The following is a 23,353-nucleotide window of genomic DNA, read 5'->3' as shown; positions in this document are numbered from 1 at the left end:
CATTTTGTTATTTTTCTTTTATCCATTAAATAATCATTGTAATTAGTAGAAAGCTTAAGCGATTTTAAGTAAATAACATTATTAATAATGCCATATTTTTATTATATTTACAATAAATAAAATAAAAACAACATGCGAATAGGAATTGAAGGACAACGATTATTTCGAAAGGAGAAACATGGCATGGATATCGTTGCAATGGAACTCATTAAGTCTCTTCAGCTTCTGGATAGTGCGAATGAGTATTTTATTTTTGTAAAGGACGGGGATGATGACACTTGGTTTGAACCCACCAAGAACTTTCATATTATTCGTCTAAAAAAACGGCCCTATCATCTATGGGAGCAATTTACTTTGCCCAGAGCCGTGCTAAAACATAAAGTTGATATTCTTCATTGCACCAGTAATACGGCTCCGATGTTTATTACTGTTCCTTTAGTGCTAACGCTTCATGATATTATTTATCTTGAGAACTTTAAATTTATTTCTTATAAATCAACCTTATATCAATTGATCGGGAATTTTTACCGAAGATGGGTAGTCCCTAGAATATTAAAACAGTCAAAAAGAATTATTACAGTTAGTAATACTGAAAGAAGTACTATTGTTCAAAAATACCCTAAACTACGAGATAAATTGAGGGTCATTTATAACAGTTATGGGGAGTCTTTTAAAAGTAGCAAGCAAAATAATTTTAAGGCGGTAAAGGAAAAATATCAACTGCCCGATAAATATTTCTTTTGTTTGGGAAATACCAGCCCAAAGAAGAATTTAACTAATATATTGAAAGCTTATTATACATATTTAGACAATTCTGATGAAAAGGTACCATTGGTTTTAGCAGATCATTCTCCAGGAGATTTGTTTTTGTTTTTAAATTCGGCAAACTCAGATTATAAGGACTATCTAAAGTTTATAGGTTATGTAAGTAACTGGGAAATTCCATCGATTTACAAAAATAGTCAGCTTTTTATTTACCCAAGTATTCGAGAGTCCTTTGGGATTCCCATTTTGGAGGGAATGGTGATGGGAACACCAGTTATTACTTCTAATATATCTTGTATGCCAGAAATAGCAGGTGAAGGAGCTTGCTTTGTAGATCCTTTTGACTCCGACTCAATTGCGGAAGGAATAATGAAATACTCAGTGGATTCAGTAGAAAGAGACAATTTGATAGAGGCTGGATACAGGCAAGCTGAAAAATACAGTTGGCTTAAGTCAGCAAAAATGTTAAAAGCATTATATGAAGATGTTTTTCAATTAGAGATTGTTGAAAAAGGAAAAAAGCCTAAGCTTTCATTTTAAAAAATAAAATATGTGCTTTTTTCAATAAGGATAATTGTGACAAATGCAATAAAGATTTTATTTATTGTATTGTCTTTCATTTTACTACTCCATGTAATACCAAGCGGACCACCAATCACCACCCCAAAAACAATAGGAATAGCAATTGATGGGAGAATATATCCTATCTGACTTAGCCCCTCCGATTTTAAATTCGTTTCCGATAACAGGTTTTGAATACTTAATAAGAGCGAAGACAAAAATATTATAGTTAAAGAAATTAGTTTTGACTTTTTTAGGCTTTGTTTAAATTTGATTTGGAGTAATGGGATAATGATAATTCCTCCTCCAAGCCCACTTATTGCTGATATTAAGCCAGATATGCTTCCTCCAATAGCTGCTGGTAATAATGGAATTAATGAATCAGATTGTGATATCTCAGTTGTTTTTCTTGTTTTGACTATCATTTGAATAAGAATGAAAATCATTAATAAAACCACAAAACCATTGAATAATTCTTTTGAAAACCATTCGCTATGTACGATAAAATGAGTAGTGAGAAGAGAAATAATGATTGCTGGAATTCCAATCATTAAGCTTTCCTTAATATATATTTTTAATTTCTTAAATGCCGTGACCATTGAGCTTCCAGAAGCAATACAGATACCAAGTAGAGAATTAGCCACAACAAAAGCAGAGGAGTCCTCAGCAGAAATGCCATACCATTGAATGACAAATGGCAAGACCATAATATAAAATATGCCACCGCCTAAACCCAATAATCCCGCTATTAATCCCCCAACGATTCCTGAAAGGAAAAGAATGAAATATTCCATATCCAAATATAAATAATATTCATATGATGTCATTTGTTTTTTTAATTTTGCCAGAAGTATTATTTTTGTTGATGCTTAACCATTTACGAACCAATCAGTTTAATATTTGCTAAGATGAAAAACATATTTTCAATTCTTGTGCTTCTATTTGTAATTGTATTTACAACAGAAGGCCAAATTCTCACCAGCCCGCCTCAGCCAAATTTTGATGAGGAATTTGAAATCATATTCGATGCTGGAAAGGGAAATAAAGCCTTGTTTGGATATGAGGATGATGTTTTTTTTCATGCAGGATTAATCACCTCTACTTCTCAATCAGCCTCCGATTGGAAATTTGTTATTGGGGATTGGGGCAAGCCAGATCCTGAGCTAAAAATGGAAAGTTTGGGCGGAGATAAATATCGAATACAAATAAATTGGGCGGAGAGATTTGGACTTGAACCAGATATCGAAGTTCAGCAATTAGCATTAGTATTTCGAGATGTCAAAGGAGAATTGGTTGCAAAAACTGATAAAGACTCAGATTTTTTAATCCCCTTAAATGGGTTTAAACCTAAAGTTCCTATTACTGATCCATATAAATATCAAAGTAGAACCTACAGAGGGCATCAATTAAAAGACAATTACTTGTTATTATTGACCTCAGAAGGAGACTATAAATTCCAATTTTATGCTGAAGATATTATCAAAGTTACTTTTATTCCAGAAGGAGTTCAAATAAAGGATACCTCTATTTCTGTTGTTATGGAGCCTAATGTATATGTTCCAGATTTAAGATTGAATGGTGAGCATCTTATATGGACTAATGGTGATATGAGTTTGAATATTCAGAAGGAGCCCTTAGTGATTAGTTATTCCTATGCCAATCAATTATTGTTGAAAGAGGAATTGGGTTTCTTTGAAAAAGAGAATAGCATCGGAGTAAGGTTTGAACTTTCATATGATGAAATGATTTATGGTGCTGGTGAGCGCTCAGTTCCTATGAATAGAAGAGGTTATAAACTGGATTTGTTCAACAGACCAGATTATAATTATGGTATCAATGCCCGTGAACTTAATTATGGTTTGCCTGTATTGCTCTCAAATAGAAAATATTTGCTTTTCGTTGATAATCCTCAAAAAGGGTATTTAGATATAGGTGAAAAAGAAAATGATATTTTAGAATTCGGTGCCATAGGTGGTGAAATGAAATATTTCATCGTGGCCGGAAAATCCCATAGCCAAATTAGTTCTTCTTTTACTCAATTAGTGGGTCGTCAACCCATACCTCCACGTTGGGCTCTTGGTAATCTTCAATCGAGGATGGCTTATAGAACCCAATCTGAGTTGGAAGGGATTGTAGACAAGATGATTGAGAGTGATTATCCTTTAGATGCTGTTATTATTGACTTTTATTGGTTTGGCGATAGCATAAAAGGTGGCCTTGGAAATTTAAAGTGGTACGAGAAAAATTGGCCTAACCCAGAGAAAATGATTAGTGATTTTAAAAAGAAAGGGGTGAAAACAATTTTAATTACAGAGCCATTTGTAATAGATACTAGCTATTGGTTTACTCATTGCGATACTAGTCAATTATTGGCCACCAAGAAGAATGGCGATACTTATGTGATGAAAGAATTCTATTTTGGAAATGCTGGATTGATGGATATGTTCAAATCCACTACTAAGGATTGGTTTTGGGAGCAGTATCAAAAGCAAATAGAGATAGGCATAGCCGGTTGGTGGGGTGATTTAGGTGAGCCTGAAACACATCCCGAAGATATGTTCCACATTAATGGAAAAGCCTTTGAAGTTCATAATATGTATGCCCACGAATGGGAGTCAATGGTTTTTCATAAATATAAAGAGCATTACCCCGAAACAAGGTTGTTCCATTTGAATCGTTCTGGAGCAACAGGAAGTCAGCGTTTCTCCATATTTCCATGGTCAGGCGATGTGAGTAGAAGTTGGAGTGGATTGCAAGCGCAACTTCCCTTAATGCTGAATATGAGCTTATGTGGTTTGGGTTATATTTCAAGTGATTTGGGTGGATTTGCCTTAGGTGAAAAAGATGAAGAATTATATACACGTTGGTTACAAATGGGAGTATTTAATCCTGTATTCAGACCGCATGGTTCTGGAATTCCTTCGGAGCCTATTTTCTTTTCTGATAAAACTCAAGAAATTGTTAGAGCCTCCATTAAGCTTCGTTACCGACTTATGCCCTATATTTATAATGCATCTTATCAAAATACGGCATTTGGTAAGCCTATTGTGAAACCTTTGTTTTATTATCACGATCAGAATGCTTTATTGACTGATTATTCTTCGGCCTACTATTATGGTGATCAACTGATAGTTGCACCTGTTGTCAATAGAGGAGTATCTGAGAAAGACATCATTTTGCCGGAAGGAATTTGGTTTGACTTTTATACAGGAGAGAAAATGGAAGGTGGAGTATTAAAAGCTTTTCCTATTAGTATGACAGAAATTCCAGTTTTCGTTAAGTCTGGTTCTTTCATTCCAATGCTCGATGATTATCAAACAACTGATAAGTACCCAGATCAAAAAATTTATATGCATTATTATCCTGCTGAGGAAGGGAGAACCTCTTCATATGACCTTTTTGAAGATGATGGTGAAAATGCAAAGAACCTAGAGAATCAACAATATCAAATCAATCATTTCTGGTCGACTAACACTGAAGAGAGTTTGGAAATTTCAGTTGAAAAAGAGGAGTCAGATTTTGAATACCATAAAGGCAGCAGAAGGATTGTTTGGATTATTCATGATCTAGTTGATTTTCCTGAGTCTTTATTGATTGATGGAGAAGAACAGTATGTCTATAATGTTCTGCAAAAACCTGTCATAAAAAATATAGATGCTAAGTATAATAGCAAAACAAAGACACTCTCCATAAATATGCCATGGGAGAAGAATAGTTTTTCCATTGAAATTATCAAATAATTATTTTAGGAACGTACCACTATCAAATCGAAAAATGAAAATATGAAAGAAAAGAAACGAATAGCTATAGTAGCTCATGACAATAGAAAGAAAGACCTTCGGGAATGGGTGGTCTTCAATAAGATGGAATTGCGTAAGCATTTGATTACTTGCACAGGAACTACTGGGAGAATGGTTCAGGATGAATTAAATACAGATGTTCGTGGGCATGCTGTGGAAGTCCATCGTTTGTTATCAGGCCCACTTGGAGGTGATCAGCAATTAGGCGCCTTAATAGCAGAAGGGAAAATTGATTTTGTAATTTTCTTTTGGGATCCTATGGCTGCACAACCTCACGATGTTGATGTGAAAGCTCTGCTAAGATTGACAGTCCTCTATAATGTGGTGACCGCTTCTAATAGATCAACAGCCGACTTCGTTATTACTTCACCCTTATTTCATGAAGAATATGAAATGAAAATCAAAGATTATACAGAATATTTAAATCGAAAAATTTAACACACAAAAAAACATGAAAAAGAAGATTTTAAGTTTAATTGGAGTTTTTGGACTGCTTATTTTTATGAGTTGTAATAATTCAACTAATGAAAAAATGAAATTAGATCCAGATTTACTTCCTGTTAGTTGGAGCAAAAATGCTAATATCTATGAGGTTAATATTCGTCAGTATACTGAAGAAGGTACTTTTAATGCTTTTGCAAAAGAATTACCAAGGCTTAAAAAAATGGGAGTTGATATTCTTTGGATTATGCCAATTCATCCAATAGGTGAAAAAAATAGAAAAGGAAGCTTAGGTTCTTATTATTCAATTAAAGACTATAAAGCAGTAAATCCAGAATTCGGAGATTTTCAAGACTTTAAGAATTTGGTTGATAAAGCACATCAACAAGGAATGCATGTCATTATTGATTGGGTAGCCAATCATACTGCTTGGGATCACCATTGGATGAAGAGTAATCCTGAGTATTATGAATTGAATGAGCAGGGAGAGATGTTTGCACCTTATGATTGGTCCGATGTGGTTTCTTTAGAGTATAATAATAAAGAAATGAGAGCTGAAATGATAGATGCTCTTAAATATTGGGTTCGCGAAGCTGATATTGATGGTTATCGTTGTGATGTGGCTTCTGAAGTACCAACAGATTTTTGGAATGAAGTAAGAACAGAATTAGATAAAATCAAACCTGTTTTTATGTTAGCAGAATCTGAGGAATCTGATTTGCTAGAATATGCATTTGATATGAATTATGGTTGGGAATTTCATCACCTTATGAATTCTATTGCTAAGGGTGAAAAAGGAAAGAAAGAGCTTTTAGAGTATATAGATAAAGAAAAAGAGAATACTCCCCAAAGGGCATACAAAATGTATTTTATTACTAATCATGATGAAAATTCATGGAATGGTACCATTGAAGAAAGATTGGGAAGTGCACAAGATGCCCTAGCTGTTCTTACCTTTACACTGGGAGATATGCCTTTGATATATTCTGGTCAAGAGTCTTCTAATGCTAAAAGACTTGATTTCTTTGAAAAAGATTTAATCGATTGGGGAAGTTATCCAAAGTCAAGGTTGTACAAAAATTTAATTTCCATAAAGCATGATAATCCAGCATTATGGAACGGTGAGTTTGGAGGAGAGTTTAAACATATCGACACAAAAAATAAGAATGTTTTTTGTTTTACAAGAGAAAAAGATGGAAGAGAAGTATTGGTGATTATCAACTTAAGTACAAGAACCTTCGAAAATGAGGACTTAGGGGTTGATTTCTCTAAGTATGGTGTCCTTCTAACTAACAAAGTTAGAGAGAATAATGATGCAAATCTATTGAGTTTAAAACCTTGGGGTTATACAATACTTGCTAGATAAGCTTAGGCATTGCTAATAAAAAAAGGGACTCCACATGTGGAGTCCCTTTTTTTATCATTCTCTATTAGAATATTATTTCGAAACAGGGAAGCTGAAACGAACAGTGGTATCCATTCCCAAACTAGACTTGATGAGGAAACTTCCTCCGAATAACTCAACAACTTTCTTGCTATTATTTAATCCTAAACCAACACCAGATTTTCCTTCTAAGTCGTCTTGGAATTTCTGATATGCTCCAATTTTTGAGATTTGCTCCTGAGTCATACCAAGGCCTTCATCTCTTACTGTGATGATGTACTGATCACCATCTTTACCTCCAATTACCCTAACGGCAGTTCTTTTCGGCGAGTAAAGGAAGGCATTTTCAACAATTTCAGTTATTACAGCAAGAAAATAGTCAGCTGGAACTTGAAGATTGGTATCCTCCAAACTAATAATGATGTCATCAGTTCTTCTCATATCGTTTGCTACTTCTGCAACTCTGTTTTCAGCCAATGATTTGATATTCAAGGAAGACTCCTTCATTTTCTCAGCCATCTTTATTTTATCTAAAGCAAGGGCTTCTAACTGATAATATAGAAATGATTTACCAACGATACTATTCAATTTCATTCCTGCTTTATATATCAGCTGGTTGAATTCTGCCATTTCAAATTTCTCCATATTGGAGTATTCTGTCATAAGCATTTTGGAGAATCCAACAATGGCTTTAAGGGGCTCGTTAATGACTTCCGTAATTGGAGTTCCCATGTTTTTGGTAAGTTCATTGAGCTTTTCTTCTGACTTTTGAATGAATTCTTCTGATCTTTTTAATCTCATTGATACTGCTCCTAGCAATTCTTCCATAGTGAATGGCTTTGGAATATAATCATCAGCACCTAATTCCATGCCTGCTCTTTGATCTTGACGGGTATTTTTAGCTGTAAGAAAAATAAAAGGAGTTGTAGAAGTAGACACGTTTTCACGCATTTGTTTCAGCGTTTCATAACCATCCATTTCTGGCATCATAATATCACATAATACCAAGTCAGGCTGAATGTTAGCTGCAACTTCTAAACCGATTCTTCCATTCTCGGCACCATGAACTTCATAATCCTCAGTTTCTAATATCTCAATAATGTTTTCTCTAACATTTTCTGTATCCTCAATTACTAGTATCTTTTTCATGATATAATTTGTTTTAGGGGCTTTCTTTTTTCAAAGATAATCATTTATTTATAAAATAAAATCTCATCAAAAATGGATTTTAACATTGGTTTGTTAAAATAAAGGAGGTTATTATGCACTATTTCAGGCTTCTAGCGTAGTCTTTTAATTTATTCATAAAGTCCATTTTCTTTCTCACGCTAACCTCTACTTCATTGCCATTTTCCATAATCACATATCCTCCTTTACCCTTCACATATTGAATGAGGTAGCGAAGATTGATGAGGTGTTTACTATGTATTCTAATGAAATTGATATCGGATAGAAGCTTTTCGTAATTATTTAATGACTTGCTTGCAATGAGTTTTTTACCATTTTCCATAAAGAAAAGAGTGTAAACATCAGAGGCTTCACACCTGACAATATTATTTATTTTTACAATATGTAAGCCTTCAGAACTTGGGATGATTAATTTGGGTTCGTCTTGAATTAATGCATCCTTAATCTTTGTGATCTTAAGAGATACCTCATCGTCAATGTGTGTGTGTAAGAATCGATCAACAGCATCGAAAACTTCATTGGGTAAAATAGGTTTCTTTAAATAATGGATAGCACTATATTCAAATGCTTTCATGGCAAACTGGTCGTGTGAAGTGATAAATATTACTTCATAATCCAGATGATTTGTTTTATCAATAATGCTAAATCCATCTCCATCAGGAAATCCAATATCCATAAATACCAAATCGGGTTGTGTTTTCTCTATCATTTCTATGCTAGAGCTTACACTTTCTGCCATTCCTACCAAGTCTAATTGTGGGATGTTCTTTGTGATAAGGTTTTCAAGAAGAATTCTGATTTGTTTATCATCATCTAAGATGAGTGTTTTAAATTTCTTTTCCATGCGAATTAATTCTACACTAAAGATACAATTATTTTTTCAAACCTAATGGGCAAGTTTTTTTAATTATTAACCTAGAAATATTAATTACTGATATGAAAGTAGTAGATGAATACTAATAATAACTGATGAGCAGCAGTTTTGGCTTCAATGGAAACGAATATCAAAGTATGGCTATTAATTGTATGAAAATCACGGGTATAGTTCGGAAATTCGTATATTTGAAGCACACATCCCCTTTTGACCTTTTTTCACGCATTATCAAAGCATATCTCTGTATTTATTGTGTTTTTATTTTATAGGAAGGATGTTTTATCCTCCCTTATTGTGTTATTAAAGCGAAATATGATGAGAAAACCAGCTGCATTTCTTCTGCCTTTGTTAATCCTTTCTTTTATTAATATCCAAGCCCAGGTCATTTTTGAGGATGGCTTTGAATCAGGAACGCTGTCAAAATGGATAGCAAATGGTGATACATTAGTGAGCACAATATCCCCATCTGAAGGTTCTTATTGTTTTCAAGGGACAAATTCCTATCAAATGCAAAAAACAATATCCCCAATTTCTGATGATATTATTATTGAATTTGCCATGAAAGCTGCTCAAGATAATAAAGAATGTGTAGATTTTTTAGTTTATGACGAATCAAGTAATGCGCTTGCGAGGATCTATTTTGCCAATATGGGTTATATCTATTCCAAAAATGGGGTAAATGATGTGGCTTTGAAAGTTTATACTTGGGAGGTATGGTATCAAACTAAGATTATTATAGATCAGGTAAATAGAAAATACGATATAGTAATAGACGGAGACACTCTAGGACAAAATTTTGATTTTGTGGAGGGAGCAGCCTCATTTGCTAGTCGATTTTACTTTAGTGGAAGTGAATCAGAGAGCAGTGTTGGATATATTGATGATGTGAGTATATATACAGAAGCAGCAGGTGGAGGCACAGAAAGAGATGCTTTAATGGCCTTATACAACGCAACTGGTGGAGATAACTGGACTGATAATACAAATTGGAATTCGGAGGCTCCTCTAGGAGATTGGTATGGAGTGATTACTGATAATGATGGACAGGTTATAGATTTATCATTGTATGATAATAATCTCACTGGCTATCTTCCCACTGAAATTGGAGATTTATCATTTCTTGCAAAATTGGGCTTGGGAGGTAATTCCATAGGAGGCGATTTCCCAGCGAGTATTGCAAATTTAATCAATTTAGAAGATTTAATTCTAGATGAAAGTTCTATAACTGGAACCCTTTTTACCGAGATGCAAAATATGACCAACTTAAAACGTATTGGATTAACTGGTAATAATTTTAGTGGCGAAATACCAGATTGGATTGGGAATTTAACAGCATTAGAAGAATTGGGACTATCCACAAATAATTTCTCCGGTTCTATTCCAAATTCAATTGGAAATCTAAGTCAATTAGTTAAGTTAAAGTTGGATGAAAATAGTTTAACTGGTATCATTCCTACAGAAATTGGAAATTTAATAAATCTGCAAATAATAGAGTTGTATGACAATCAGTTATCTGGTGGTATTCCTATTTCTATAGGTGATATGGTTAGCCTTACTGAGTTAAATTTGAGTTCGAATCAGTTAACTGGTGAAATTCCAACAGAAATAAGTGGTTTAACAAATCTTCAAGGAATCATTTTGGTTAACAATCAATTAAGTGGATCTATTCCGGTAAGTATAGGGAATATAAGTGGTTTGTTATACTTCATGCTTTCACAGAATCAGTTCTCAGGATTTATTCCAACAGAAATTGGAAATTTGACTAACTTACAATATTTATGGTTAGATGATAACCAATTTATTGGTGAGCTGCCTGCCAGTATTGCTGGATTACAAAGTTTGGCGGAGTTTCGAGTGAACTCAAATTATATTGATGTGATTCCTTCAGCTTTTTCTTCACTACAAATTGAGTCCTCAGATTTCTCATCTAATGACTTAACTTTTGAAGATATTGAAAATCTTCCAGCTAATGCTGGATATAACCCTCAAAATACTTTTCATGCCCACGATACTACTTATCTAGAAACTGGGATCACAGGTTTAATTCAATTGGATTTTGATGGGGAAGTTATAGGTAGTGAGTATAATTGGTATAGAGAAGGTGTATATGCAGCAACTACTTCTGGAAATAGTATTCTGGCAACAGAAGGTCCCGGGATTACCTATTTTTCACTAGAAATTACAAATACAGCATATCCAGATTTTATATTAAATGTTGATTCTATAGTCGTTATAACGGAATCCCCCGATGTGGAAAAAGCGGCTTTAATGGCTTTGTATAATGCCACAGATGGAGACAACTGGACTGTAAACACCAACTGGAATTCTACTAGCCCATTATATGAATGGTATGGCGTAAGTACAGATATTGATGGACATGTGATGGAGATATTCTTAACAAATAATAATTTAACAGGGGAGCTACCAGTAGAAATTGGCGACTTAACATATTTAAAGAATCTTTACCTCTATGAAAATACAGTGGGTGGTATAATTCCTGCAGAAATTGGAAACTTAATTAACCTAGAGTTCTTTAATATGTATTTGAATACTATTGCTGGACCATTGCCAGCTGAATTAGGAAGCTTAACTTCATTAAAGGAATTAGTATTAAATCAAAATAACATTGATGGTATTATACCTCCAGAATTAGGAAACCTAAATGTTTTAGAAAAAATTTGGCTTCAGGAAAATGAATTAACAGGTAGTATTCCAATAGAATTAGGAAATATAGATTCTTTGAATTATTTAAACCTTTCCTATAACCAATTAGTTGGTGAATTACCATCTGAATTAGGTGGTTTATCTAAAATGGAAAACTTTATGTTGTCAGAGAATGGTTTTTACGGTGTTATTCCTGATGAATATGGAAACCTAAGTTTGCTGCATGATTTTCGTATTGATGGAAATAGTATTACAGGCGATATCCCTGCAACTTTTGAAAATTTGAGTAACCTTTCTTTGTTCTATTTTAATTCAAATGATATTATCAATATACCCTCTTCTATTTCAACTCTAAATATTATAGATGGAAATTCCTCAGAGAATCAACTCACATTTGAAGATGTTCAAAATTTACCAGATAATATTTATTATGCACCTCAAAAAAGGGTGTCCATAAAAGATACTATTCAATTAGTTTTTGATGAAGAGTATGAATATGTCTTAAACTTTGATCAGGGAGTTGCTGGTAATGATTATAATTGGTACCGAGATGGTGATTTTTATGAAAATAATTCTACGGGTATTATTATTATATCTGAACAGTCAAACGGATTGACTCATTATTATCATGTGAATATTAGTAATAGCATTTATCCAGATTTATATCTTGAAACAGATTCCTTGATGGTTAAAGAGGCATCTTGTAACCTATCCTTATCAGTTGAACATACAAATGTGACTTGTACTGGTTTGAATGATGGTAGTATTAATATTTCTCCTTCTAATGGCTTAGAACCATATGAGTATAGTATTGATAATGGGGATACTTGGTTTACAGATAATCTATTTAATGATCTCTTAGCAGGAGATTATCAAGTCAAGGTCCGTGATGCCAATAATTGTGAACTTACTGAATTAGTTACGGTTAGTGAGCCTAGTTCAGGAGTGGATTTTACAGAGGATGTCACAAATATTCTGTGTTTTGGAGATAATAATGGAGCAATAGTGATAACTGGAACTGGAGGAACGCCCGATTATCAATACTCCATAGATGATGGTGAAAATTTCCAAAGTTTTAATGAATTTAATGGTTTATTAGCAGGAGAATATGTTGTAGTCATACGCGATGCGAATGCTTGTAGCAATTCACATATGGTCACCATAACAGAACCATTAGCCTTTTCATTCACTACAAATACTATGGATGCCACCTGTTTTGGAGAAGCCAGCGGAAGTATGGAGTTTATCCCAGATGGCGGAGTAGGTCCATATGAGTATAGTATTGATAATGGAGATACTTGGTTTACAGATAATCTATTTAATGATCTCTTAGCAGGAGATTATCAAGTCAAGGTCCGTGATGCCAATAATTGTGAACTTACTGAATTAGTTACGGTTAGTGAGCCTAGTTCAGGAGTGGATTTTACAGAGGATGTCACAAATATTCTGTGTTTTGGAGATAATAATGGAGCAATAGTGATAACTGGAACTGGAGGAACGCCCGATTATCAATACTCCATAGATGATGGTGAAAATTTCCAAAGTTTTAATGAATTTAATGGTTTATCAGCAGGAGAATATGTTGTAGTCATACGCGATGCGAATAATTGCACCAACCAACATGAAGTAACGATTACTGAGCCAGAAAGTGGAGTTGATTTCACAGAGATAGTAACAGACGTATCCTGTTTTGGTGAATCTACTGGTTCAATTCAATTAATAGCAAGTGGAGGGCTTAGTCCTTACAAATACAGTTTGACAGGGTCGGCACCTTGGCAGTTTTCTTCTTACTTTGGAGATTTAGCTGTTGGCGAATATCAAATGGCAGTAAGAGATGTTAACTTATGTGTTAGTACTCATGTTGTTAGTGTTTTTGAGCCTGAAAATGCCTTGACATTGGTTGTTAATAGTACCAATGTTCAGTGTTTTGGAGGCGATGATGGTGAGATAGAAATGATAGCTAATGGTGGAGTTATTCCCTATGAATACAGTATTGATAATGGAACAATTTGGCAAGGTTCATCTGTTTTTGATAACTTAGAACAAGGGAATTATAATGTAATGGTTAGAGATGCAAACCTGTGTCAGCAATCTTATGATGTTTTTATTAGTCAGCCTTCATCTTTACCAGAAGTGTTTTTTACTGGTTTAGATGCTGAATATTGTGAAGATATAGTAGAAGTTATTTTAACAGGAAACCAAGCTCCTGTTGGTGAATTTGAAGGGCTAGGTATTACTGATTTAGGTAATGGAACAGCAGTGTTTAATCCGTCTGAAGCTGGAGTTGGGGGACCGTTTGAAATTATTTATTCTTATTCCGATGCTTCAGGTTGCTTGAACTCTGAAAGTCAATTTACTTTGGTAAACGAAGTATTGACAGTTGATTTTACAGGGCTCAGTGCAGAATATTGTATTGATGCTTCGGTTTCTGTTTTAATTGGTAGTGAGGCTCCAGAAGGAAGTTTCTCTGGTCCAGGAATTACCGATAATGGAAATGGTACTGCTACTTTTAATCCTTTTGCTGCAGGAGAAGGCGGTCCGTTTGATATCCTTTATGAGTTTAATAGTGTAAGTTCTTGTTCCTCTCAAACAACTCACCAAACTATCGTTAATCCTCTTCCTGCAGTCTATTTTACAGGACTCGAAGATGCCAATTGTATAGGTGACCCTCCTCAAGTTTTAACTGGAAATCAGGCGCCAGGTGGAATGTTTACCGGTCCAGGAATAGTTGATAATGGAGATGGGACCGCTACATTCGATCCCAATATTGTTGGGTTAGGTGGTCCATACACTATATTTTATGAATACTCTGATGCAGTAGGGTGTTCTAACTCTTCAAGCCAGTCTACTACGGTTTATAATATTCCAAACGTAAGCTTTACGGGTTTAGCATCTGATTATTGCGAGGGAGCTTCTGAAATATTAATTACTGGGAACCAAGCCCCAAATGGTGAATTTAATGGTCCTGGTATAGTTGACCAAAATGATGGGACAGCCTACTTCTATCCTGTTCTTGCAGGAGTTGGAGGACCTTATCATATTACATATATCTACCAGAACAGTAATGGTTGTTCGGCCATTGATGAACAAGAAACAAATGTTGTTGAGCTTCCTGTTGTTACTTTTAGTGGTTTAGAATCTTCCTATTGTATTAATAATACAATGGTTGATTTAGTAGGGAATTTTGCTCCTGATGGGGAATTCTCTGGTCCAGGTATTCTTGATAATGGAGATGGTACTGCTGTTTTTGATCCTGCTATAGCAGGAGTAGGTGGAGTCTATGAAATCAAATATGAATACTCCAGTCCACAGGGCTGTTATGGTGAAGAGATACAGAATGTAGAAGTATTTGATATAGATGTATTAGAAATCATAGGGCTCAATGTCAATTATTGTTCACAGGATCCTCTTGCTGAACTCATTGGAAATATGGCCCCTTTTGGATCATTTACTGGTTCTGGTATAATAGATAATGGTGATGGAACCGCTAATTTTAGTCCTTTGCTAGCAGGGGCAGGAGGGCCTTATGATATTATGTATTTCTATACAAATGAAAATAACTGCTATTCAGAAACAACGGAATCAACTATTGTTGACTTGACTCCTCAGATTAGTTTTACTGGATTAGGGAGCGTTTATTGTATTGATTCTGATCCCATTACAATAACTGGAGATCAGCCAGATGGAATTTATTCTGGACCTGGGATATTAGATAATGAAGATGGTACGGCAATATTTAATCCTTCAGATGCTGGAGCAGGTGAAAACCATGAAATTATTTATAGTGTCACCTCAAGTGAGGGGTGTTATGCAGAGGATCTTCAACAAGTTAATGTGGAAGGGTTGCAAGAATTGAGTTTCGATGGGTTGGAATCAGATTATTGTTTTACCAATCCCGCATCAATTATTACTGGCAATATGGCTCCATTAGGAACATTTATAGGACAAGGAATTATTGATAATGAAGATGGTACTGCTATATTCGATCCTCAAGTAGCAGGAATAGGAGGGCCATATATCATTACTTATGAGTATCAAACAGGAGTATGTGAGAATATTTATGAGCAAGAAGTGACTGTTTTTAGTTCAACAGCTGTAAGTTTTACTGGGCTTGATGAAACCTATTGTAAGGTTAATACTGAATTTATTTTAACAGGAAGCCAGGCGCCAAGTGGATATTTTACTGGCGAAGGAATTATCGATTATGGTGATGGAACTGCCTCTTTCAACCCCTCTATTTTAGGTTCAGGTGGGCCATTCGGTATTAGTTATCATTTTGAAAATGAAAATGGATGTATTAGCTATGTGGAAGAATTTACAAATATTGTAGATGGTCCAATTGCTTCTTTCGATTATTCACTAGGAGGATGTGTTGAGGATGCCATCTTTGTTGATCAGTCTACTTCAACGAATGGTGATATTATTAATTGGAGCTGGGATTTTGATGACCCAGATAGTGAAGGTTCTGATGTTTCTGATATTCAAAATCCATTGCATCAATTTGTCAGTAATAAATCTTCCTTTAATATTAAGTTAATTGTTGGAGATGAACAAGGTTGTTTAGATTCTATTGTACAACTTATTGAGCCTTTCTCCACTTCAACAATAAGGGGGCATGTTTATTCAAGTGATGGAACAGATATTACTGATGGATATGTCTTGGTTTATCTTCTTTCTGATGGCATTATTTCAACACAAGTTGATTCGGTTGGAATCGCAGATGATGGAAGTTTTGCTTGTGATGAAATGGCCACTTGTGTTGATTATATATTCCGTGCGTATGCTAATAGATCTGAGTATCCAGATGTAATGCCCCGTTGGCATATTGATGCTTATTTTTGGCTGGATGCAATTCCTGTTTCTCCAAATTGGGATGATATATTAGTGGATAATATTGATATCAATTTGTATCAAGTACCACTGCCTCCAGAAGGAACTTCAGGAATTGGCGGAGGAGTATATTATACCGGAGGAAAAGGCGAACCCGTTAAAAATGTGGATGTGGTATTGGAATTTGATGCTGCCGATGACAAAGGTGATGAAGTGGTTGGCTATAAGCCTACCGATGAATTAGGACATTGGGAGTTTGACAAGCTGGGGGAGGGGACTTTTAAAATCAGTCTCGATATTCCAGGTTTAAATATAGATTCTGTTTATACGGTAAGCATTTCTGCTCCAAATACTAATATTACCAACTTGGACTATTATATTGATCCTGAGCATGGAATATATATGGCTCCAACAGGATTAGATGAATTAGATGATCTAGGTTTTGGTAGTATCGGATTATTTCCAAACCCAAATTCTGGGCAATTTTATTTGGAGATCTTAAAGTCTGAAAATATTTCTAGGTTGGACATTAATTCCATTGAACTCTGGGATATGGAAGGAAGACTAATCAAAGATCTAGGTATTAAATTTAAAGGAGACCACTATTTAGCTCAACTCAATCTTTCAGATATTGAACCCGGCATGTATTTCATCAAAGTAAAAAACAAAGAGGAATTTGGTGTCGTGAAGTTTGTAATTCAGAGAAAATAAGAACATCATTCTATTCAGAAGCATATTGTCATTTTATGATGATATGCTTCTTTTAATTTCCGCGATTGCTTAGTTGTAATATTTTTGTATCTTTAATTGAACAAGAAAAAGCCTAGATGCTCAATACAGAACTAAAGAAAATTGTAGATTTTCTACATCAGGAAAAAGGGATTGATTTTTCGGGATACCGAGAAGCTATGCTGGAGCGAAGAACCCAAAAAAGATTACTCAATACGAAATGCAAGAATTATCATGAATATTTAAATCTTCTTATTCAAAACCCTCAAGAGCTTGACTTATTGATTGACGTCTACACCATTAATGTGAGTAGTTTTTTTAGAAATCCATTGAGTTTTGAAATACTAAGAAAAGAAATATTTCCTACCATTATCGAGCAAAAACAAGAAGAGTCTAAGTCGAATATTCGTGTTTGGTCAGCAGGATGTGCAAAAGGAGAGGAAGCCTATTCGGTGGCCATATTATTAAACGAAATTCAGGATAGAAAGAAAATATTTAACTCCATTTATTTTATTGCAACAGACCTAGATCCCAATGCTTTAAAAGCTGCAAAGCAAGCTGTATATACTGAAAGTAGTATAGAAAAGATCAAGCATGGTTTAGTAAAAAAGTATTTTCATGAGAAAGGAAATGCTTTTCGATTAGTTCCTATCATAAGAGATATGGTTCAGTTTTCGTCTTATAATCTGTTGAATATAAGGCAAAAACTACCACCAGAATGTATTTATGGTGATTTTGATATCGTCTTGTGCCGGAATGTTTTGATATACATGAATGAGAAGGAGCAGCATGTGATTTTTGAGAAGCTTTATCGTTCCTTAAGGCCCAATGGTTATTTAATTCTAGGAGAAGCAGAACTACCAATTGTTGAGTTTAAACATAAGTTTAGAAGACTAGGTCGTCATTGTAAGATATTTAAAAAGGTTCCTTTTTTATAGAATTAAGGAATGATAAAAACCTGATATATGAATAAGATTGTATTTAGAACTATAGGTGGTAGATTAACATTTTGGTTTCTATTTTTAGCACTGATTCCATTACTAGTTGGAATTCTAATTGCTTATAATATGCAAAGTAAAACTATTGAAAGAGAGACTTTCAATAAGTTGACTGCCGTTCGCGATTTAAAAGTTCGTGAATTAAATGCTTGGCTCGATGAAAGGTTAGGGGATGTCCATATTATTGCTGAGGATTTTGAAATTAGAGGGCTAGGCATAGCTTTTAATGCAAAGGAGACGAGTTTTGCTGATATTGAGAAAATGGAAAATGCATCTTCTATATTGAAAAGATACTTAGTGGCATTTAAGGATTATGAAGAAATATTTCTCATTAACGCTGAAACTGGTATCATTGAGGTTTCAACGAATCCTCAATTTATAGGCCTTAATAAAAGGACCAATAGTTATTTCACAAAACCATTAGAAACAGAGGGAATCTTTATCAAGGACATTCACTATTATGATCATTTGAATAAACCACAAATGTGTATTTCTATACCCGTTTATGATAAAGAATTCAAAACCCAAGTTTTAGCTGTATTGGTTGTCCGAATAGATTTAGAAAAATCCCTTTATCATTTATTAGAAAACAATACAGGGATGGGTGAAACAGGGGAGACGCTAATTGTAAATAAGAATGTTATTGCGCTCAATGATTTAAAATATGCAAACGATGCCATTCTGAAAATTAAAATTGATGCAGAACCTGCTGTTAATGCTGCCGCTGGTCATACAGGTATTACCAAGACTTTAGATTATAGAGGAGAAGAAGTACTTGCAGCTTATACCTATATTCCAAAGACAATGTGGGGGTTTATCTCTAAGCAAGATATGGTGGAATTAAACATGCCTATTAAAACTCTTGGACAGAACTATATTCTTCTTTTCTTTATTTCTGCATTAACTATTCTTCTTGTTGTTTTTTGGTTGAGTAAAAGAATATCTCAGCCCATTTCAAATATGTATAATGTATCAAAAAAAATAAAGGACGGTGATTATTCAGCTAGAAATACCATAACATCAGTTGATGAAATTGGTGCTTTAGGAACCGCGATCAATGAAATGTCAGATGCGATTGCCTCAAAAAATACAATTCAAAATGCAATTTCAAAGATAACAAGAGTGATGATCGGAAATAATTCTTTTGAAGAATTTACTGAACGACTGCTGGAACAATTATTGGAAATCACAAAATCGCAAATTTGCATAGTATATTCTTTTGATAGAGAGAGTTTTGAGTATAGGTATTTTACATCAATAGGTGCTAAAAAAGAATTGTTTAAACCATTTACAGTAGACGCTGCTGAAGGTGAATTTCATTCTGCGATTAAAAAGAAAAGTATAGTTTATCTCAATAATATTCCTGAAGAAACAAATTTTAAATATGTGACCAGCTTTGGACATGCACAGGTAAAAGGAATTATTACTATTCCTATAATTATTGATAAGGAAGTGATAGGGATTATCTCTTTGTCAAGCATATATGCTTATACACCAGTAGTTTATGAGATTCTCGAAACTTCTTGGCAGAGTATAAATATAGCTTATTCCAATCTATTGGCCAATCAAAAAACGCAGGTTTTAGCTCAAAGCTTATATAAGACCAATCAACAACTAGAGGCCCAAACTGAGGAATTACAAGACCAGACAGAGGAGCTTCATGATCATGCTAATGAATTACAAAGATCAGCCCAAGAGCTACATGAGCAAAATGTAGAACTCGAAGCGCAAAGGAAACAAGTGGAGTCTGCCAATCAGTTAAAAAGCGAATTTCTATCAAATATGAGTCATGAACTCAGGACTCCTCTAAACTCAATAATGGCACTCTCTCGCGTACTCATTATGCAGGCAAAAGATAAACTTAATACAGAAGAAAATAGTTATCTGGAAATAGTGGAACGAAATGGAAAGCGACTACTAGATTTAATTAATAACATCCTCGATTTATCAAAAATAGAATCAGGGAAAATGGATATAGCAGTATCCTCTATTTCACTCAAGACCCTTATACAGATGATAGTGGAAAACATTCAAGGCTTGAGTGAAGAAAAAGGGATAGCTATTGCTTTGAACATCTCAGAAAATTTCCCAATGGTAGAAACTGATGAAGCAAGGTTACATCAGGTATTACTTAATATTGTCGGAAATGCGGTGAAATTTACAAATGAAGGAAGCATAGGGATTCATGTAATTGAAGAATCGGGTAGAGCTTGTATAGCAGTTAGTGATACAGGAGTTGGCATACCAAAGGAAATACTTCCTCACGTGTTTGATGAGTTTAGGCAAGCAGATGGAACTTCTTCTCGGCAGTTCCAAGGTACTGGTTTAGGTCTAGCCATTGCTCAAAAATTAACGGGTATTCTAGGTGGAGAGATAAAAGTAGAAAGTGTTTTAGGTAGTGGATCCATCTTTACCATTTGTATACCTATTAAATGGGATAATATAGAAATGGTTCAGCCTGTCGAAAAACTAAACTTAGAAGTATTTGAGGAGGCTAAAAAAACAATACTGGTGGTTGATGATGAACCTAAAACAATAGCTGAGATATCAAATTCTTTACAGCAAAGTGGATATGATGTCATATCTACAACTTCTGGAAAAGAAGCTATTCGTTTGGCAAAAGAGTATCAGCCTTTCGCCATTACCCTAGATGTAGTGATGCCAGAGATGGATGGTTGGGAGGTCTTACAAGAATTGAAGAATGATTTTTTAACAAAAGATATTCCCGTTATTATTGCTTCCGTCTCTAATGATCAGGAAACAGGTTTTGCTCTGGGTGCAATAGGGTATTTAAATAAACCAGTTAATAAAGCAGCGCTAATATCTGAGATTTATAAATCTCATCATTATCCTAAAACCATTATGATTGTCGATGATAATGAATTTGAGTCAGAGCAATTGAAAAAGATGATTGAGAAGGAAGGTTTGAGTACAATCTTGGCATCAAGTGGTCCTAACTGCTTAAAAAGTTTAGAATTTAGCAGTCCTGATGTGATTATATTAGATTTGTTAATGCCAGAAATGGATGGCTTCGAAGTTTTAAATAAGATAAGAGCAAATAAAAAAACAAAAGACATCCCTGTTATCATTGTATCAGCTAAAGATTTAACGGCTCAAGACAAAGCTGATCTTAGTGGAAAGATTGAGAAGGTTTTCACTAAAGGCGAAGCTTCACAATCTGAATTACTAACTGAAATAAATAGAATTATAAATCAATTAGGAAAAAGCAATATTTCTACATCAACAAATACAAGTCAAAAAAGCATTTTGATAGTGGAGGATAATATTGAAGCCATTGCTCAAGTAAAAACGGTCTTGAAATCAGAAAATTATAAGGTAGAAATAGCGGTAGGTGGTCAAGAAGCTATAGAATTTTTAAAAGATAATACTCCTGATGGTATTATTTTAGATTTGATGATGCCTAAGGTTGATGGCTTTAAGGTGATGAGTTCGATTAGAGCAAACCTACAATCGAAAAGCATCCCTATTATTATTTTAACTGCCAAGGATTTAAAACCTGAAGACTTGGCTATCATTAATGACCACCAAGTAGCGCAAATTATACAGAAAGGAGATATTAATATTGAAGGGCTATTAGCAACAGTTAAAAAGATGATATATCCTATGAGTCATGACAGTCAAGTGACTCAAAAATATGAGTTGGTAGAAACAAATGGGAAGCCTCATGTATTGATTATTGAAGATCACTTAGATAATATGATAAGCATAAAAGCAATTCTTGGAAACAGATATCATATTTCTGAGGCTGTGGATGGAGCTAGAGGAGTGGAGATGATAAAATCATTGAAACCTGATATGGTTTTATTAGATATGTCTTTGCCCATAAAAAGTGGTCAGGAGGTGTTAGCAGAAATTCGAGCTGATGCAAAGACGATAGATATCCCAATTATTGCAGTCACAGCAATGGCCATGAAAGGAGATAAAGAGCGATTTATAGAGATGGGTTGTAGCGGCTATGTTTCAAAACCAATTGATGGAGAAAAGCTTCTACTCGAAATTAAAAAATATATATAAAGTGGGTGAATTATCATCAATAATTCTTTGGGTAAAAAAAAAATGTGTATATTTATATATCGTGCAAAACCATTAAAAAAAATTTAGAGTAGTTTTTGAGAGCGCTCAATTAAAATAGACTGATGAAAAAGATTCTAGCCATAGATGACCAACATGATAATCTCGTGATTATTAAAGCGGTAATTGTGAATAATATACCAGGATGTGAGGTATACACTGCTTTGTCAGGTCATGACGGAATTGAATTAGCAAAAGAAATCCAACCCGATGTTATATTGCTAGATATCATTATGCCAGTATTGGATGGTTATGCCACTTGCGAAATTCTTAAAAGATCTGAAGAAACTAAACATATCCCTGTGATTATGATTACTGCTATTCGAACCGATTCTAAAAGTAGGATTAGAGGTTTGAATATGGGAGCAGATGCGTTTCTGTCTAAGCCTATTGATGCCATAGAATTTACTGCCCAAGTGAATGTGATGCTTAGAATAAAAGCAGCCGAGGATAGATTAAGAGATAAAAATAAAGATTTAGAAAAAATCATTGAGAAGCGTACTTTTGAGCTGGTAGAAAGCGAAAGAAAATATCGTTCTCTATATGATTATGCCCCCCTCCCATATCAATCTTTAAATGAGGATGGTACCCTTTGCGATGTAAATCCAGCCTGGTTAAGTACTTTAGGATATACCCGCGATGAAGTGTTAGGTAAAAGTTATGCAGACTTTTTAGATCCTATTACTCGCAAAACATTTGAAAGTAGCTTCTCAGCATTAAAAAGTAGAGGTTGGGCAAGTGGTGTTCATTTTAAATTACAACATAAAGATCAATCCTTTATCGATGTTTCTTTAGAAGGAAGTGTAGCCTATAATAAAGATGGGAGTTTTAAACAAACTTATGGTGTTTTTCAAGATATCAGTCAAAGGATGAAGGCAGAGAAGGAGAATGCTAAGCTGAATGCAGCTGTTAGGCAAAGCCCTTCTATTATAGTTATAACTGATACTGAAGGGAAAATAGAATATGTAAATCCTAAATTTTCTGAATTAACTGGTTATTCTTTGGAAGAATGCATAGGGGAATTACC

At 34.4% G+C, this 23,353-nt stretch carries 11 protein-coding genes; 8 read left to right on the top strand and 3 right to left on the bottom strand.

Annotated features, from left to right (window positions below; genetic code table 11):
- Positions 1–132: 132 nt before the first annotated feature.
- Positions 133–1,305, top strand: a complete 1,173-nt coding sequence (locus HNS38_RS05770; protein ID WP_172280485.1) for a glycosyltransferase family 1 protein — start codon at positions 133–135, stop codon at positions 1,303–1,305.
- Here HNS38_RS05770 and HNS38_RS05765 read toward each other — a convergent pair.
- Positions 1,302–2,153, bottom strand: a complete 852-nt coding sequence (locus tag HNS38_RS05765; RefSeq protein ID WP_172280487.1) for a sulfite exporter TauE/SafE family protein — start codon at positions 2,151–2,153, stop codon at positions 1,302–1,304. The genes HNS38_RS05770 and HNS38_RS05765 overlap by 4 nt on opposite strands.
- Positions 2,154–2,234: 81 nt before the next feature.
- Between HNS38_RS05765 and HNS38_RS05760 the strand changes: the two genes are divergently transcribed.
- From HNS38_RS05760 to HNS38_RS05750, 3 genes are read left to right on the top strand one after another with little or no spacing between them, the layout of a single operon-like run.
- Positions 2,235–5,066: a TIM-barrel domain-containing protein gene (locus tag HNS38_RS05760; protein ID WP_172280489.1), complete on the top strand. Its 2,832-nt coding sequence runs from the start codon at positions 2,235–2,237 to the stop codon at positions 5,064–5,066.
- Positions 5,067–5,108: 42 nt separating this feature from the next.
- Positions 5,109–5,564: a methylglyoxal synthase gene (locus HNS38_RS05755; RefSeq protein ID WP_172280491.1), complete on the top strand. Its 456-nt coding sequence runs from the start codon at positions 5,109–5,111 to the stop codon at positions 5,562–5,564.
- 13 nt (positions 5,565–5,577) lie between these two features.
- Positions 5,578–6,933: an alpha-amylase family glycosyl hydrolase gene (locus tag HNS38_RS05750; RefSeq protein WP_172280493.1), complete on the top strand. Its 1,356-nt coding sequence runs from the start codon at positions 5,578–5,580 to the stop codon at positions 6,931–6,933.
- A 72-nt stretch (positions 6,934–7,005) separates the two neighbouring features.
- Here HNS38_RS05750 and HNS38_RS05745 read toward each other — a convergent pair whose 3' ends face one another.
- Together HNS38_RS05745 and HNS38_RS05740 are read right to left on the bottom strand one after the other, a co-directional pair.
- Positions 7,006–8,100: a response regulator gene (locus HNS38_RS05745; protein ID WP_172346140.1), complete on the bottom strand. Its 1,095-nt coding sequence runs from the start codon at positions 8,098–8,100 to the stop codon at positions 7,006–7,008.
- 118 nt (positions 8,101–8,218) lie between these two features.
- Positions 8,219–8,983, bottom strand: coding sequence for a LytTR family DNA-binding domain-containing protein (locus HNS38_RS05740; RefSeq protein WP_172346139.1), 765 nt, complete (start codon positions 8,981–8,983; stop codon positions 8,219–8,221).
- A 345-nt stretch (positions 8,984–9,328) separates the two neighbouring features.
- Here HNS38_RS05740 and HNS38_RS05735 point away from each other — a divergent pair, with 345 nt between their 5' ends.
- From HNS38_RS05735 to HNS38_RS05720, 4 genes are all read left to right on the top strand, one after another.
- Positions 9,329–17,218, top strand: a complete 7,890-nt coding sequence (locus HNS38_RS05735) for a T9SS type A sorting domain-containing protein (RefSeq protein ID WP_172346138.1) — start codon at positions 9,329–9,331, stop codon at positions 17,216–17,218.
- A gap of 116 nt (positions 17,219–17,334) precedes the next feature.
- Positions 17,335–18,174, top strand: coding sequence for a protein-glutamate O-methyltransferase CheR (locus HNS38_RS05730; protein ID WP_172280314.1), 840 nt, complete (start codon positions 17,335–17,337; stop codon positions 18,172–18,174).
- Between the two features lie 27 nt (positions 18,175–18,201).
- Positions 18,202–22,269 carry a response regulator gene (locus HNS38_RS05725; RefSeq protein WP_172346137.1) on the top strand — a complete coding sequence of 1,356 codons (4,068 nt, stop codon included), beginning with the start codon at positions 18,202–18,204 and terminating at the stop codon, positions 22,267–22,269.
- A gap of 122 nt (positions 22,270–22,391) precedes the next feature.
- Positions 22,392–23,353, top strand: a 962-nt coding sequence (locus HNS38_RS05720) for a PAS domain S-box protein (RefSeq protein ID WP_172346136.1), incomplete at its 3' end; no start/stop codon positions are given.

The sequence above is a fragment of the Lentimicrobium sp. L6 genome, from assembly GCF_013166655.1.
Classification (GTDB): domain Bacteria; phylum Bacteroidota; class Bacteroidia; order Bacteroidales; family UBA12170; genus UBA12170.
The sequence above is the reverse complement of the archived record's forward strand: the minus strand, read 5'-3'. Positions and strand labels throughout refer to the sequence as shown.

Bases quoted from the DNA above. Each gene is read 5' to 3' on its own strand.
- HNS38_RS05770 (WP_172280485.1), top strand. From the start codon at position 133: ATGCGAATAGGAATTGAAGGACAACGATTATTTCGAAAGGAGAAACAT.
- HNS38_RS05765 (WP_172280487.1), bottom strand. From the start codon at position 2,153: ATGACATCATATGAATATTATTTATATTTGGATATGGAATATTTCATT.
- HNS38_RS05760 (WP_172280489.1), top strand. From the start codon at position 2,235: ATGAAAAACATATTTTCAATTCTTGTGCTTCTATTTGTAATTGTATTT.
- HNS38_RS05755 (WP_172280491.1), top strand. From the start codon at position 5,109: ATGAAAGAAAAGAAACGAATAGCTATAGTAGCTCATGACAATAGAAAG.
- HNS38_RS05750 (WP_172280493.1), top strand. From the start codon at position 5,578: ATGAAAAAGAAGATTTTAAGTTTAATTGGAGTTTTTGGACTGCTTATT.
- HNS38_RS05745 (WP_172346140.1), bottom strand. From the start codon at position 8,100: ATGAAAAAGATACTAGTAATTGAGGATACAGAAAATGTTAGAGAAAAC.
- HNS38_RS05740 (WP_172346139.1), bottom strand. From the start codon at position 8,983: ATGGAAAAGAAATTTAAAACACTCATCTTAGATGATGATAAACAAATC.
- HNS38_RS05735 (WP_172346138.1), top strand. From the start codon at position 9,329: ATGAGAAAACCAGCTGCATTTCTTCTGCCTTTGTTAATCCTTTCTTTT.
- HNS38_RS05730 (WP_172280314.1), top strand. From the start codon at position 17,335: ATGCTCAATACAGAACTAAAGAAAATTGTAGATTTTCTACATCAGGAA.
- HNS38_RS05725 (WP_172346137.1), top strand. From the start codon at position 18,202: ATGAATAAGATTGTATTTAGAACTATAGGTGGTAGATTAACATTTTGG.